The sequence below is a fragment of the Alphaproteobacteria bacterium genome (assembly GCA_024244705.1).
Classification (GTDB): Bacteria; Pseudomonadota; Alphaproteobacteria; order JAAEOK01; family JAAEOK01; genus JAAEOK01.
In genome coordinates, this window is record JAAEOK010000073.1 from 169,285 (window position 1) to 184,928 (window position 15,644).

The following is a 15,644-nucleotide window of genomic DNA, read 5'->3' on the forward strand; positions in this document are numbered from 1 at the left end:
ATGGATTAGGATCGACGCGTCAGGACGCGGCTATGGCGGAGACCCGGACAATGGGTGAACGAGGCACTATCATATGAGCCGGCGCCGTCGAATCACGCTCGTTGCAGGCCTGCTTGTGGTCGTCGCCCTGGCCGCCGTCTTGCTCTTCCGCCACGGCCTTATCGCATACGTCATCGAAAACGCTTTGGACCGGCGCGGATTCCCCGAGGCACGGATTTCGGTGACCCGCCTCGCCACCGATGGCGCGGTGATCGAATCCATCGACCTTGGCGCCGGCGCCCCCGCGGTCGACCGGGTCGTCATATCATATGAGCTCGGCGAACTGCTCTCGGGCCGCATTCGATTGGTCGATATCGAGGGCCTTGCGCTCGAAATCGATCTCTCGAGGCCGGATGCGCTCGACCGTCTGTTCGCGCTTTTGGACGGCGCCGCCGAGCCCGGGGGCCAAGAAGACGGAGGCGCTCTCCCGCGAATCAGCATCGACGACGCGGTCGTCGTGTTCACCGGAACGGGCGCCGGACCGGTGACCATCGCGTTCCGCGGTTGGGCGGATCCGTCGGCCGAAGCGGATGTCGCGCAGGCCGACGGAGATCTGACCGGACCGGACGCGCAGGGACATGTCGCGCTCGCGGTATCGCGCATCGCCGACGGTTTCCGCCTCGATATTGGTGGCGACGGCGAAGCGGCACTGGCGTCCTTGCCCTGGCCCGCCGGGTTTTCGTCCCCGCCCCAAAGCGGCACGATATCGGCTACGTTCGACGGCGACATTCCGCTGGAAGCAGACGGCTCCATCGACCCAGGTACCCTGCTCGAAAAAAATGCGAAGATCACGGTCCGCATCGACGTGGCGGCGGCCTCGTTCCCGACCATCGCGGACCGCATCGACATGTCGGCCGCCCTGTCCGTGGAGCCGCGCGACGGCGCTCTTGTCGTCGACCTGACGGCTCCGGCCACGATCGCCGCCGAGGAAATCGCCGCGGATTTGCTGGCACCGATCGATGGCAGCGCGGTGGGTGACTTTATCGGTGACACCAGGGCGGTCCGCCTGTCGCTTGGAAAACGCACGTCCGATCTGCCGCTGATCTTGTGGCGGCCGGGCGAGGACGGCGGCACCGCCCGGATCGCACTGGCATTTCTGATGGAGAGCGGCGAGACCGCCGCCAGTGCCGATATTACGGGCGAGATCGAGCACGATCCGGCCTACCGGCCGCGTCTGGTGACGGTGTCCGACGCCGTTTTCGCCGGCCGCGGATTGACCGCCGGTCCGATCGCGCAGGGATCCTTCGATTGGCGCGGCAGCGGATCGATGAGGGACGGAGCCTACGCCCTGGAGGGTCCGCTTCTGGCAGCGGCCGAAGCCATTGTGGTCGGCGGCAATCGATTCGAGGCCACGACATTCGACGGCAACGTAAAGCTGTCAGGTCGTGGCGACGCGCTCGACGCGACCCTGCTCGAACCGGCGCATGTGTCCCTCGCCCGCCCGCCGAGGCTCGGGGCGCTGCGCCTCAACCGCCCGGTCGACCTCCGGCTCGAGAGCGGATCCGTGGTCTATCGCGACGCTACGATCGAGGCCGAAATCCGCGCTGGCGCGAAAACGATCACCGGCAGTATCGCGCGTGACGGCGCCGATGCCCTGGAATTCGCCGCCACCGCCGGTCCCATCGATCTCTCCATTTCGGCTGCCGAGCAGGTTTCGGGCCGCATCGATAGCGACGGCTCGATGATCGATTTTCCGGGACTTGGTATCCGGATCGAAAACATCCGCGCCACGACACCTTTCGGCGGCGCGGGTCCGGCGCGCGGAACGTTGTCCGCCGTCGTCCGGGACACGACGGCAACCACTTTGTCCTCACCGCTGACGATCGAATTTGAGACGGCCCTCGAGACGGACGCGATCGACGCCACCGGCCGTGCCTCGTTGGCCAACGGCAAGGCTCGCATCCCATTGAAGGCGCGCTACCGCTTCGACAACGGGCGCGGCAAGCTCACCGCCGGTCCCGTCGACCTCGCATTCGAAAAAGGCGGCCTCCAGCCGGCCGACCTCAGCCCTCGTCTGTCCACCTTGAAGAACGTCTCGGGTGCCGTGACCTCTGACGCCGCGCTTTCGTTCGGCGCCGGCAGAGACATGAACGGTACGGCAACTATTTCGTTCGACGCGTTGTCACTGGATATGCCGGCGGCTCGCGTCCAAGGCCTGTCCGGATCCATCAAGTTCACCGACATCAATCCTCCAACCACGGAACCGGACACGGAAATCAAGATCGACAAGGTCGTCACCGGCGTTACCATCGCGGATGTCGCAGGACGCTTCCAGGTCGTCTCCGCGGCGGGAACGCCGATGGTCGAACTGGCGCATGCCGAGGGGCGGCTTGCCGACGGCGTCATCACGATCGACAACGCCCGGATCCCGCTCGACGCCGCGATGAGCGAGTTCGACGTTCGGGTGCGTCGATTGTCGCTGGCCCAGCTGTTCGAGGAGTGGGCGGTGGAAGGCTTGAGCGGCACCGGTCATCTATCGGGCACGATTCCGGTACGGTTTGGCCCCGACGGCGTGGCAATAACCGCGGGCCGGCTCGATGCCGCTGAGAGCGGCGTTCTGCGTGTCGATCTCGGTTCTTCCAGGGACGTGCTGGCGCAGCAGGGCGAGCAGGTGGCACTGATGGTCCAGGTTCTCGAAAACTTTCAATACAAGCTACTCGGACTCGGCATCGATCGGCCAACCGCGGGCGACCTCGAACTGGCGATTCAGATGGAGGGTCAAAATCCGGACGTCCTGGAAGGTTATCCGTTCCGCTTCAACATCACCCTGAGCGGCGACCTCGAGCCGGTACTCGATGCGCTACAGCAAGGCGAGGGCCTTTCGACCGACCTGTTGCGGGACGCAATTCAATCCGTGCAATGAGTCCCTTGTTTGGCGGTGACAGCTAACGTACGCTTGCCTTTGAGATGTCTACCACAGCGATCCATACCATCCGCGCGCATGGCGTAGTTTTGGCCGTCGCGGTAGCGGTCGTGCTCGCGGCCTGCGAGCCAACCGTGCGTGTCGAGGCGCCGAAAGAGCCGATCACGATCAATCTCAACGTGAAGATCGATGCCGAGGTCCGTGTGAAGCTCGAAAGGCAGGCTGAGGAAGACATCGAGAAGAATCCGGACATCTTCTAGGTGGGCTGGTCCATGGCATATTTGCTCCGTTCTCTGCTCCTGATTGCGGCCGTCACCTTGGCGACCGGCGGCTTCGCGTCGTCGGCCAACGCCCAGGCGTCGCTCGACCAATATCGGGCCGACGGCATCCTCGCCGAGAAGTATGACGGCTATGTCGTCGTTCGGGCTGCGAATGCCCCGGGTGCCGCCAAATCACTGGCTAACGAAGTCAATCAGAAGCGCAAGGCGGTCTACGAAAAACGAGCTCGCGAGCAGGGCGTGAGCGTGGCCGAGGTAGGCAAGATCTATGCCGCCGAGATCTTTGCGAAGGCCCCCACCAACACCTATTTCCAGCAGCCAAATGGATCCTTCGTCCAGAAATAGGGGCCGGCGGCGCGGAGCGGCATCATGGCAACCTGGGCCGCCCGGCGCGTGAGCATGCGGCCGCATGTCGAGTTTCCGCGAGCCGGCCTGACCCCGTCAGCGGCGCCAGAGGCCGCGGTGCTTCGGTCTGGGCGGGAGAGACATCGAACGAACCGGCCACGGGCATTCGGATTCGCGACACGAATAATAAGAAAAGGGGGGTGAACATGGCAGTCACGATGACCGGTGCGGAGACAGATCGCCGGAATATTCCCGAGTCCGAGAGTGGCAGCGGGTTTGGCGATCGCAAGATGCGGCGTGAGGATCGCCGGTTTCTGGTCGGCCGCGGCCGCTATACCGACGACCTGAAATTGCCCCGCCAGGTGCACGCAATCTTCGTCCGCTCACCGCATGCCCACGCCGCGATTCGGAACATCGACACCAGCGCGGCGAAACAAATGAATGGCGTCGTCGCGGTCTATACCGGCTCGGACATGCGCGACGACGGCGTCAATTCGATACCGCCGATTTGGGAGATCACCTGCAAGGATGACGAAACCATGGTCGAGCCGCCGCGCTGGGCGCTCGCGACCGACAAGGTTCGACATGTCGGCGACGGGGTCGCTGTTGTCCTTGCCGAGTCGATCGACGACGCCATGAACGCCGCGGAACACGTTGAAGTCGACTATGAGGAACGGGCCCCGGTGGTCGACGTCAAGGCCGCCGTCTCACTAGGAGCGCCCCTGGTCCACGATGACGCCGAAAACAACATTTGTTTCGATTGGCATATCGGCGATCGGGCGGCGACCGAGCGCGCCTTCGCCGAGGCCAAGCATATCGTGGCGCTCGACCTGATCAACACGCGCCTGGTCGGAAATCCGATGGAGCCGCGGGCGGCGATCGCCAGCTACGACGACCATAGCGGCGATTACACGCTCTATACGACGAGCCAGAACCCGCATCTCATCCGAACGCTGTTATGCAGTTCCGTCCTGAATGTCTCCGAGCACAAAATGCGGGTCATCGCGCCCGACGTCGGCGGCGGGTTCGGGATCAAATGCTACCATTACCCCGAGGAGGTGATCGTAACCTGGGCGGCCCGCAAGTGTGGCCGGCCGGTCAAATGGAACTCGACCCGGGCCGAGGCCTTTATCTCCGATGCTCATGCCCGCGATCACGCCACCGACGCCGAGCTCGCGCTCGACGAGAACGGCATTTTCCTCGGCCTCGAGGTATCGACACTGGCCAATCTTGGCGCCCACCTTTCGACCTGGGGCCCGTCGATCCCGACCTACCTCTACGCGACCCTGCTCGCCGGCCAATACCGGACCGCGAATATCTACGCCGAGGTCAAGGGTGTATTCACCACCACGCTGCCGGTCGATGCCTATCGCGGCGCCGACCGGCCCGAGGCCAATTACGTCGTCGAGCGCCTGGTTGAGGCGGCGGCGCGTGAATTGGGCATCGACCGCATCGATTTGCGCCGACGCAACATGATTTCCTCCGATCAGATGCGCTATGAGACCCCAGTCGGCATGACCTACGATAGTGGCGACTTCGCGCTGTGCCTGGATATGGCGATGCGGAATATCGATTACGCCAATTTCGAGGCGCGGCGGACCGAGGCAAAAGCTCGCGGCAAGCTCAGGGGTATCGGAGTTTCGTGCTATATCGAGGCCTGCGGTCTCTCGCCTTCCGGCGGCTCCGACAAAATCGGCTCGCGCGTCGGCTTGTACGAATCGGCCCAGGTTCGGATCAATCCCGATTCGAGCGCCACCGTCCTCACCGGATCCCACAGCCACGGTCAAGGCCACGAGACATCATTTGCACAGATCGTCTCGACCCGGCTCGGCATTCCGTTCGAGAGAATCGAGATTGTCCACGGCGACACGGCGCGGATTCCGTTTGGCATGGGCACCTATGGGTCGAGGTCGGCGGCGGTCGGCGGATCGGCGATCGCGGTCGCGACCGACAGGGTGATTGCGAAGGCCAAGCACATCGCCGCCCACATGCTGGAGGTCGAGGATTCCGACATCGAGTTCGAGGACGGCCGGTTTAGGGTCGTCGGCACAAACCGGGAAGTCGGCCTGAAGGAAGTCGCGCGCGAAGCCTATATTCCCCACAACTACCCGCTGGAACGGATCGATCCCGGGCTCGACGAGACCGCGTTTTACGATCCGGCAAACTTCACCTATCCCAACGGCACGCAGATCTGCGAGGTCGAGATCGACCCGATGACCGGGGCGACAACAATCGAGCGCTACGTCGTGGTAGACGATTTCGGCCGTATCATCAATCCCATGATCGTCGAGGGCCAGGTGCATGGCGGGCTCGCCCAAGGCATCGGTCAGGCGCTGCTCGAGAATTGCGTCTACGATCCCGAATCGGGACAGCTTCTCAGCGGATCGTTCATGGATTACGCCATGCCGCGGGCGAGCGATCTGCCGTTCTACGAAGTCTCCAATCACGAGGAGACGCCGTGTACGCATAACCCCCTGGGCGTCAAAGGCGCGGGCGAGGCGGGAACGATCGCCGGCACGACGGCGGTTATGAGTGCCGTGATGGATGCGCTCGGCCCCGTGGGCGTTCAGGATTTCGATCTGCCGGCAAGCCCGCAAAGAATTTGGCGGGCGATCAGGGAAGCCGCGGCGGCATAGACGCGACGGACGTGTCGCCGCCGCGCGCGTGCGAGTCCGCGCCCAAGAACAGCAATCGAGGATCGCCGACATGGCCACGGCAACCGAGGATCAAGGTCCGGTCGTATACACCTTCAAGGGCCGGACCCCCGAGGTCGATCACACCAGCTATGTCCATCCGACGGCCGTTCTTATCGGCGATGTCGTTATTGGGCGGCAGTGCTATATCGGCCCCGGCGCCTCGCTACGCGGCGATTTCGGCCGTATCGTTTTGGAGGACGGCACCAACATCCAAGACAATTGCGTCCTCCACTGCTTTCCCGACCGCAGCGTCACCGTCGAAGCGGATGGTCATATCGGTCACGCCGCCGTCTTGCACGGCTGCCACATTGGGCGCGGCGTGCTGATCGGTATTCAGGCAGTGATCATGGATGATGTCGTGGTTGGCGAAGACTCGATCGTGGGCGCGATGGCACTGCTGCGCGCCGGCACGGAGTACCCGCCCCGCTCGATGATCCGCGGTGCACCGGCCGAGGTCGCCCGCGAACTGACCGACGAGGAAATTGAGACCAAACGCAAGGGGACGAAGCTGTATCAGAGGTTGGCGGCGGACAGCCTCGAAACGATGACGCGAGCCGCGGCAATGCGGCCGGCCGCGCCCAGCCGCGAGGAGTAGCGCGCGGCCCGCCCCGCGAGGATCCTGACGCAATCCCCAACATGGCGACTTGCCCTATCGCATTGTTATGCTTTATTGACTACGAGGCATGGGTCAAAGTCGGCGTTTGTGGTCGAAACGTCGAAAAAATAATCAACAATCAACAAGCCATGGGGGATAGTCGTGGCCGGGGCCGAAACGTCGATTGGATTGCCCGTGTACAACGGGGAAAATTTCCTTGGGGCGGCAATCCAATCCATACTCGATCAGACCTACGCCGATTTCGAGCTGATCATCTCTGACAACGCATCCACCGATAGTACCCAGGAAATCTGCCTGGAGTTTGCGCGATTGGACAAACGAATTCGGTACATCCGAAACGCGCGAAACCTTGGCGCCGACCCCAACTACAACGCTGTCTTCGCCGCGTCGGGCGGCGAGTATTTCAAATGGGCGGCCCACGATGACGTGCTAGCTCCCACGTTCTTGGAGCGGTGCATCGACGCACTTGAAGAGAACCCCGGCGCCGTTCTCGCGCAGTCCCTCGTTCGAGTGATCGACGAACACGGGCAGACGCTCGGTTCCTATGACAGCGCTCTTGATGGCGCGGGCTCGGGTCACGCATCGGATCGGTATGCGTCCGCGATTCTGGTTCCGCATTGGTGCACGGAAGTATTCGGCGTGATTCGGCGTAGCGCGCTGGCTCAGACATCGCTACACGGCGGCTATCACCACTCCGACCGAGTTCTCCTCGCCCAACTCGCGCTCCTGGGCAGGTTCGTTCAGGTTAAAGCATCGTTGTTCGGTAGCCGCGATCATGACGCACGCTACGTTCGCATCCATCGTGACAAGGACCGTGTCGCCTGGCACGACACTTCGCGGAGCGAGGTTGTCGATTTCGCGATCTGGCGGATGATACGCGAATACAACGGCATGATTTCACGCTACGTCGATGACAAAGGCGAACAACTCCGCTGTCGGCGCCATCTGCTGCGCTGGTTTTTCGTCAACTGGAATGCGGCGCGCCTGGTCATCGAACCCCTAGGTGGTCTTGACCCCCGAATTGGCGCGGTTTTTCGTCGCATGAAGCGGAAAATCGAAAAATCGGATCCTGCCCTGCGCGATGCGACCGGGCCAATGTAAATGGAATACCTATGAAAGTGGCGATTCTCGCCGGGGGGAAGGGTTCCCGATTGGCCGAAATGACCGACGATAAGCCGAAGGGCCTGGTCGAACTCGGTAACCGGCCAATCCTTTGGCACATCATGAAAATTTATAGCCACTACGGTTTCGATGATTTTGTCATCGCGGTCGGTCACAGGGGACAGCAGATCGTCGATTTCATTTTCGACAGCGGGTTGGCGAGGACCGCCACGCATGTTCGTTCCGATGGGTCGCACCGGGAGGCACCACCAGGAGATGGCGGAGAATGGACGGTTACGCTCGTCGATACCGGCCCCGACTCACCGACCGGGGAACGGCTCAAGCGATTGCGCCCGTATTTGGATCACGAGACGTTCATGCTCACCTGGTGTGATGGGTTGGCGGATATCGAAGTGAACGCACTGCTACGTTTTCATCGCCGGCACGGGCGTGCTGCCACCGTCACCGCGACCCACCCGCCGCCGCGGTTCGGGCGCATGGTGCTTGACGGGGATGCGGTCGTCGAATTTCAGGAGGATGCGGTGCTCGAAAACGAGTGGATCAACGGCGCGTTTTTCGTGCTCGAACCTTCGGTGTTCGATTACATCAAGGAAGAACCCGCCGCGATCGAGCACGATCTTCTTCCAGCCCTAGCCGGCGATGGACAATTGATGGCATTCCGTCATGCCTCGTTTTGGCACTGCATGGACACGGTCAGTGAACAGCGAGCGCTCGACGCCATGTGGTCCGGCGGCGCGGCACCTTGGAAAGTGTGGGCTAATTAGATGCGGGTCCTGGTAACGGGTCATGAGGGATATTTGGGCACTTTGCTCACCCCGCTGTTGAACCGCCGTGGATACGACGTGCGAGGTCTGGATATCGGGCTTTACCGGCATTGCAGTACCGGTACGCGGGTGCCAATCCCGGCCTTACGGCGGGACATTCGCGATGTCGAACGCGAGGATTTCGACGGCATTGATGTCGTCATACATTTGGCCGGCCTTTCAAACGACCCGCTGGGAGATCTCGATCCCGGCGCGACCGAGCAAATCAACCTCGCCGCCACCATGCGCGTCGGTGAATGCGCGCGTGGGGCCGGCGTATCGCGCCTGCTCTTCGCGTCGAGCTGCAGCGTCTATGGCGCGGCCGGCGAGGAATTTCTCGACGAGGATTCGGTGCTGAATCCGCAAACACCCTATGCGGCCTGCAAAATGCATGCGGAACAAGGTCTGTCGCGATTGGCGAACGACGATCTTGCCGTCACCCATTTGCGACTTGCGACCGTCTTCGGCGCGTCGCCATGTATTCGGTTTGACCTTGTGGTCAACAACCTAACGGCTTGGGCGGCCACCACCGGCCGGGTCAATCTAAAAAGCGACGGGAAGGCGTGGCGACCGGTTCTCCATGTTCGCGACGTGTGTACCGCTTTCAAAATGGTCATGGAAGATCGGCGACTGGCGATCGGAAGCAACGTCTTCAACGTCGGTGATACGAAAGCCAATTTCCGTGTCGAAGGTCTTGCCGATTTGGTAAGAGATGCGATCGATGGCGCCCGCATTTCGTATTCCGAACAACCGGAACCCGATCAGCGAAGCTACCGCGTAAATTGTGATCGATTCCACGCGGCGGTGCCGTCTTTTCGCGCTCGCTATTCGGTGACAGACGGGATTCGCGATGTCAGGGACCTCGTCGCGCGCCTCGAACTCGCACCGGGCGACTTCGAAGGGTCGACATATCGACGCAGCGATCACCTTGCCCAGCTGCGCGATTCGGGTCTCGTCGACGACGCATTCCGTTGGATTGCCCCCACCGGTGCGGAAGACCTTGCGTTGAAGGTGTCTTCGGAATGACGGCGGAACAGAAGACGCGCTGCCGTTTGTGCGGTGGCGACGGTATGGTCGAGTTCCTTTCGTTCGGCGAGGCGCCGATCGCCGATGGCCTTATCCGCGAAGACCAATTGGAACAGCAAGATCCAACGGCACCGCTTCGCACCCTATTCTGCACCGATTGCACGCTTGTGCAGATCGGCGAGACGGTCGATCCGGTTTCGTTGTTCGGCGACGCCTTCCGATACTTGTCATCGTGCTCGGAAACCTTGCTCGCGGATGCCGAGGAGAATGCCCAGCAATTGATCCGCGCATCGGCGCTGGATCGATCCTCGCTGGTCGTTGAAATCGGCAGCAATGACGGACACTTGCTGAAACACTTTCTCGACCGTGGAATCAATGTGCTCGGCATCGACCCCGCCCCGTCTCCGGCGCAAGTGGCGGAAGAGAGCGGAATCCCGACCCGGCGAGCCTTCTTCAGCGGAGAGCTCGCAGAAGGCATGGTCGCTCAGGGCTTGAGGGCGGATATCGTCATCGCCAACAACGTCCTCGCCCATGTGCCGGCGCTCACCGATTTCGTGAGCGGGATTTCGCTCATTCTGAAGCCCGAGGGCGTTGCCGTAATCGAGGTGCCTTGGATCTTCCGCATGATGCAGAACCTGGCTTACGACACGATCTACCATCAGCACGTTTTCTATTTTTCCCTGACCGCGATCAGCGATCTGTTGGGGCGCCACAACTTGTTCGTGAACGACGTCAGACACATCGACAGCCAGGGCGGCTCGCTACGGCTTTACATCGGCCGCCAGAAAACCGCCGGGCCGAGCGTTACCGGCATATTGGAGGAAGAGCTGGCGCGCGGCGTGCGCGATGCGGCGATCTATTTCGATTTCAGTCGCCGGGTCGAGGCGCACCGACGGCGACTGCACGACATGCTTGCCGATCTTAAGGCGAAGGATCGGCGAATAGCCGCCTATGGCGCGTCGGCGAAGGGAACCGCCCTGCTACACGCCTGCGGCTTGAACAATGCGATGATCGACTACGTCGTCGACCGCAATCAGATCAAGCAGGGATATTACATGCCGGGGAGCCGCCTGCCGATCCGCTCCCCCGACCTCATCGCCCAGGATCGGCCGGATCATGTGTTGCTGCTGTCCTGGAACTTGGCCGACGAAATCTTGGCACAACAGAATTCCTACCTCGAGGCGGGGGGAGAGTTCATTGTCCCGATCCCCGAACCGCGAACCATAACGCAACAGTCAAGCGTGGTCATGGGGTCCGCCGCCGCCTCTCATCAATGACAACATCGCTTTCGGAACCTGCGGTTCGATGTCCGGGATGCGCCAATCCGGCGACGAGTGCCATCCTCGACGTCGATCGGGTACCGGTTCATTCGGTTCGTCTCGCGACTTCACCCGAAGCGGCGCGCGCGGTACCGCTCGGGAATATTCGCCTACGCTTTTGCCGACGCTGTGGTTTGATTTGGAATTCCGCATTCGCGCGTGACACCCTCCAATACGACGCCAGTTACGAGTCGACCCAGGCCTATTCCGAAACATTCTCCGATTTTCATCGCGACCTCGCGTCGCGGCTCGTCGCCCGGCTCGATCTCGGCGGCAAGCACGTGGTTGAAATCGGTTGTGGTCAGGGCGAGTTTCTGGCCCTGCTGCGAGAGGAAGGAATCGGCCGAGCGACCGGGTTCGACCCGGCCAGCCGCGTGCCCGCCGGCGACGGCATGGAAATTCACGCCAAGCCCTTTGTCGCCGCCGATCTAACGGGCGACGTCGATTTCCTGTGCTGCAAGATGACGCTCGAGCACATTCCGGACCCGTTCGCCTTCTTGAGGACGGTGCACGACGGATTGTCGGGCAGTCGTGATCCGGTCGTCTTCTTCATGGTTCCCAACGCGGCACGTATCCTTGCCGAAGGAGCGTTCTGGGACATCTACTTCGAGCATGTCCTCTATTTTACGCCCGAGACCCTGACGCACGTTTTCCGGCACGCCGGGTTCGAGGTGTGCGCAAACGAGACCGAATATGGTGGGCAGTATTGCAGCGTGATCGCGCGGCCGTCGCCGGCGGCGGATGCGGAAGGTCTGTCCGAAAGCCCATCCGCGGGGCTGGCCGATAGCGCCGATGCCCTCGGCGAGCGGGTCGAAAAAAATATCGAAGCCTGGGCGTCGCGGCTGAATACGGCCCCGGCGGGCGCTGTGCGAACGGTGATTTGGGGCGGCGGCTCGAAGACGGTGGCATTTCTCGCGGCGCTCTACGGACGCATTGAAATCGCGGGGGTCGTCGACATCAATCCATTGAGACAAGGCACCTTTTTGCCGAGGGCCGGAAACCAGATCATCGCACCCGTCGCGCTTCGCGAGATCTCTCCCGATCGAGTCCTCGTCATGAACCCGGTCTATGAAACCGAAATCCGCGCTCAACTGGCCGATCTCGACCTGCGGCCTGAACTGCTGGTTCTGGGGTCCGAGACCACTGACACCCGTCTCTAGAGAACGACGCTAAAGCCTGAGGCCGCATCGCGCGAAGGCGTCGCGGGTCGCGGTCTTCTCGTCTTCGGTCAGTTCCAGTAACGGGCGCCGCGACGGCCCGCCGACCTGGCCCAGCAATTCCTGCCAATACTTTTGATGGGGTTGAGGCTTTCCTCCCGGACGCGTTCGCTTGAGGGCATCGCGGACCGGGTCGAGGCTATCGCGCACCTCGCGCGCGCGGGCCGCTTCGCCGCGCATGGCCAGGTCGGTATATTCCCGCATCCGCAAATCGTTCTTGGTCTGGAGAAGATAGGGCGGCGTCGAGCACAGATAGAGCTGCCAGCCCAGTTCGAGGATATTCTCCAGCCACTCGGTTTCCGACGCCGTACTAACAATGATCTTGTCGCTGGCGATTTCGGTGAGCCGGGCGTATCGCTCACGCTCGACGCTGTACTTGATGGCGACGATGCTGGGGAATTCGGCTATGCGCGCGCACAGCTCCGGGCTCATGAGATAGCCGCAATCGGGGTGGTTCCACAGGGCGATGCCGATGCTCACCTGCTCGCTTATGAAGCGGTAATATTCATAGACCGTCTGCTCGTGATCGGTGACGAAATGGAGCATCGGGCTGTGCACGACGATGTAATCGGCGCCGATATTCTCGGCGTGTCTGGCGAGATCGATCACATTGTCCAGGTTTTGGTCCGAACACGACATGATGGTGCCCGATGCGGATCCGGTCGCCTCGACGGCGATCTCGAAGGCACGTTTCCGCTCCGCGATCGACATCGAAAAGTACTCGCCCTGCTTGCCGCAGATAAACAAGCCATCGATATGCAAGTCGTCGACCCAATGGCGGATATTCCTCCGAAATCCGTCCTCGTCTACCGTCATATCGGGCTTGAACGGGGTCAGCGCGGCCGCCCATATGCCCTTCATATTGGCCCGGGAAAAGCCCTTCGCCTCATGCTTCTTGTATTGCATCTAACTTCGCTCCTTCGCTGCGGCCGTCGAGATCGCCTGCCAAATGGTGGCGTTCGTCAGCGGCATGTCGAGGCGGTCGATTCCAAGGGGCGCCAGCGCATCGAGGGCCGCATTCAAGATCGCGGCCGGCGCGCCGATTGGACCCGCCTCGCCGACCCCCTTGGCGCCCAGAGGGTTGTTGGGCGACGGTGTCGTCGTGTGGTCGATCGAGACTGGCGGCATGTCCGCCGCTCGCGGCACCGCGTAGTCCATGAGCGATCCGCTCAGGAGTTGTCCGTCCGCGTCGTAAACCATTCGCTCCATCATCGCTTCGCCGACGCCCTGGGCGATACCGCCGATCAGCTGGCCGGCAACGAGCATCGGATTGATCACCGCCCCAGCATCGTCGACCCAGGCCAGTCGCTCAATGGCGAGGCCGCCGGTTTCCGCATCGATCGCGACCTTGGCAATGCAGCATCCGGCGGCCCAGGCTTCGCCCGGCACGGTGAACGTGACCGTCGAGGAGATCGCTTCACCGGCCTCGGCATCCGCCCCGTCGGCGATCCCCGCGGCCTCCTCGGCGACGCTCCGCCACGGCACCCGTCGCTTTGGGTCACCGCCGACGCCGAACCCGCCGTCGCAGGCCACGATTTCGGCGACGCTCGATTGCAGCAGCCGCGCCGCGACCGCGGCGCCCCGGTCGCGGACCGCCTCGGCCGCTCGAACCAGGGCGCCGCCGCCGATCGCGGTACTGCGGCTGGCCAGGGCGCCAATCCCTCTCGGTGTCGTCGCCGTGTCGCCATGCCGGACTTCGATCCGGTCCAAGGGCACGGCGAGGACGTCGGCGGCGATTTGGGCAAAGGCTGTTTCGCGTCCCTGACCCTGGGCACTGGTGCCGGTGGCGACAACGAAACGTCCCGATCGCTCCAAGCTCACGGTGGCGCTCTCGAAGCCGCGCCCGCACGGCTCGACATACATACCGACCCCGACGCCGACCAGCTCCCCGGCGGCGCGGCGGCGCGACTGTTCGTCCCGCAGCCTCGGATAATTCGCGAGTTGGCCCGCTCGATCGAGCACTCCGGCGTAGTCACCGGAATCGAGCGTTTCGCCGGTCGCGGTTTCATACGGGAAGCTGTCACTGGCGATCAGGTTCCGGCGCCGCAATTCGAGCGGGTCGATGCCGGTTTCGCGCGCCGCGCGATCGAACAATCGCTCGAGGATCATCGCCGCCTCGGGGCGACCGGCACCGCGATAGATTCCAACCGGAGCCGTATTGGTAAGCACCGACCGCGATTCCACGTCGATGGCGTCGACCGCATAGGGTCCCGGGAGAATGCGCCCGCTGTTCCACGCCGGAACGGCCGCGCTGTAGGGTAGCCAATGTCCGAGGGGATGGGTGATCCGCGCACGCAACGCCGTCACGCGGCCCTCCTTCGTCAGTCCCATCGTTGCCTCGCTGCGGGCGCCCCGGCCATGGCTGGCGGAGAGAAGGTCTTCCGACCGCGTCGCGATCCATTTTACCGGGCAATCCAACTGCAGCGAAGCCCAGACGACGAGAATTTCTTCCGGATAGAGCGATGCCTTCATGCCGAAAGCGCCGCCGACGTCGGGGGCGATGACACGAACCTGCTCCTCGCTCAAGCCGATCATCGCCGCCAGGTCGGTTCGCGCCCGATGAGGCGTTTGGGTCGACAGCCAGACCGTTACCGCTGCGGCCGAATCCGGTCCTGACGCGAGGACCGCGCGCGATTCGAGCGAAACGGGCGCGAGGCGCGGATGATCGACCTCAGTGCGAACAACAAAATCCGACGACTCGAGCGCGGCCGCCACATCGCCCTGCTGCCAGGATTGACCGATCGCCCTGTTCCCGGCGATGCCGTCAAACAGCGGATCGTGCTCGTGGGCGGTCACGTGATCGAGGACCGGCTCGAGCGGCCTGTAGTCGACGTCGACTAGGTCGGCGCCTTCCGCCGCCGCCGCGCGTGTCGTGGCGACGACGGCCGTTACCGCCTCTCCGACCGCCATCGCCGTATGTCGAGCCAAGACGGAAAAGCGCGGCACGTTCATATCGGGCACGACCCGGTTCACCGGCAGATGGCCGAGCCCGGCGACATCTGCTCCGGTGTAGACCGCGACGATATCGGGCCTGGACTTTGCCGCCGAAACATCGATGCCGGCGATCTCCGCGCGCGGAAAGGGGCAGCGCACAAACGCGGTATGCAAAGTGCTGGGCAGAGAAATGTCGTCAACGAACCGGCCATGCCCGGTCAGCAGGCGATGGTCTTCGACTCGTTTCACGCTTTTGCCGAGCCACCTTGTCGTCACCGTAAGAACCACCCTGGCCGGTTCAACATCATCCCGGTCTCCGCGCCGTCGGATGGCCCTGCCTAAGCGCCGAGGGCGGCAAAACGGACCATTCGATCGGGCGATCGATT

12 protein-coding genes are annotated in these 15,644 nt (G+C 62.8%); 10 read left to right on the plus strand and 2 right to left on the minus strand.

Annotated features, from left to right (window positions below):
* Positions 1-73: 73 nt before the first annotated feature.
* The 10 genes from GY791_12745 (at position 74) to GY791_12790 (ending at position 12,267) form a co-directional block, all read left to right on the plus strand.
* Positions 74-2,902, plus strand: a complete 2,829-nt coding sequence (locus tag GY791_12745) for a hypothetical protein (protein ID MCP4329293.1) — start codon at positions 74-76, stop codon at positions 2,900-2,902.
* A gap of 44 nt (positions 2,903-2,946) precedes the next feature.
* Positions 2,947-3,162 (plus strand): YnbE family lipoprotein, encoded by a 216-nt coding sequence (locus tag GY791_12750; protein MCP4329294.1) that lies wholly within the window; start codon positions 2,947-2,949, stop codon positions 3,160-3,162.
* A gap of 12 nt (positions 3,163-3,174) precedes the next feature.
* On the plus strand, positions 3,175-3,525 hold the full coding sequence (locus GY791_12755) for a YdbL family protein (protein MCP4329295.1): 351 nt from the start codon (positions 3,175-3,177) through the stop codon (positions 3,523-3,525).
* A 218-nt stretch (positions 3,526-3,743) separates the two neighbouring features.
* Entirely contained in the window at positions 3,744-6,161 is a 2,418-nt protein-coding gene (locus GY791_12760) for a xanthine dehydrogenase family protein molybdopterin-binding subunit (GenBank protein MCP4329296.1), read from the plus strand.
* A gap of 70 nt (positions 6,162-6,231) precedes the next feature.
* A complete protein-coding gene (locus GY791_12765) occupies positions 6,232-6,816 on the plus strand; it encodes a transferase hexapeptide repeat family protein (protein ID MCP4329297.1) in 585 nt (194 codons plus the stop codon).
* A 195-nt stretch (positions 6,817-7,011) separates the two neighbouring features.
* Positions 7,012-7,938: a glycosyltransferase gene (locus GY791_12770; GenBank protein MCP4329298.1), complete on the plus strand. Its 927-nt coding sequence runs from the start codon at positions 7,012-7,014 to the stop codon at positions 7,936-7,938.
* An 11-nt stretch (positions 7,939-7,949) separates the two neighbouring features.
* Positions 7,950-8,723: an NTP transferase domain-containing protein gene (locus GY791_12775; protein MCP4329299.1), complete on the plus strand. Its 774-nt coding sequence runs from the start codon at positions 7,950-7,952 to the stop codon at positions 8,721-8,723.
* Positions 8,724-9,788 carry an SDR family oxidoreductase gene (locus GY791_12780; protein ID MCP4329300.1) on the plus strand — a complete coding sequence of 355 codons (1,065 nt, stop codon included), beginning with the start codon at positions 8,724-8,726 and terminating at the stop codon, positions 9,786-9,788.
* Positions 9,785-11,065: a class I SAM-dependent methyltransferase gene (locus GY791_12785; GenBank protein MCP4329301.1), complete on the plus strand. Its 1,281-nt coding sequence runs from the start codon at positions 9,785-9,787 to the stop codon at positions 11,063-11,065. Before GY791_12780 ends, GY791_12785 begins: the two co-directional genes overlap by 4 nt.
* Positions 11,066-11,241: 176 nt before the next feature.
* Positions 11,242-12,267 (plus strand): methyltransferase domain-containing protein, encoded by a 1,026-nt coding sequence (locus GY791_12790; GenBank protein MCP4329302.1) that lies wholly within the window; start codon positions 11,242-11,244, stop codon positions 12,265-12,267.
* Between the two features lie 9 nt (positions 12,268-12,276).
* Here GY791_12790 and GY791_12795 read toward each other — a convergent pair whose 3' ends face one another.
* Together GY791_12795 and GY791_12800 are read right to left on the minus strand one after the other, a co-directional pair.
* Positions 12,277-13,230, minus strand: a complete 954-nt coding sequence (locus GY791_12795; GenBank protein MCP4329303.1) for a dihydrodipicolinate synthase family protein — start codon at positions 13,228-13,230, stop codon at positions 12,277-12,279.
* Complete coding sequence (locus tag GY791_12800) at positions 13,231-15,546, minus strand: xanthine dehydrogenase family protein (protein MCP4329304.1); 2,316 nt, start codon at positions 15,544-15,546, stop codon at positions 13,231-13,233.
* Between the last annotated feature and the right edge of the window lie 98 nt (positions 15,547-15,644).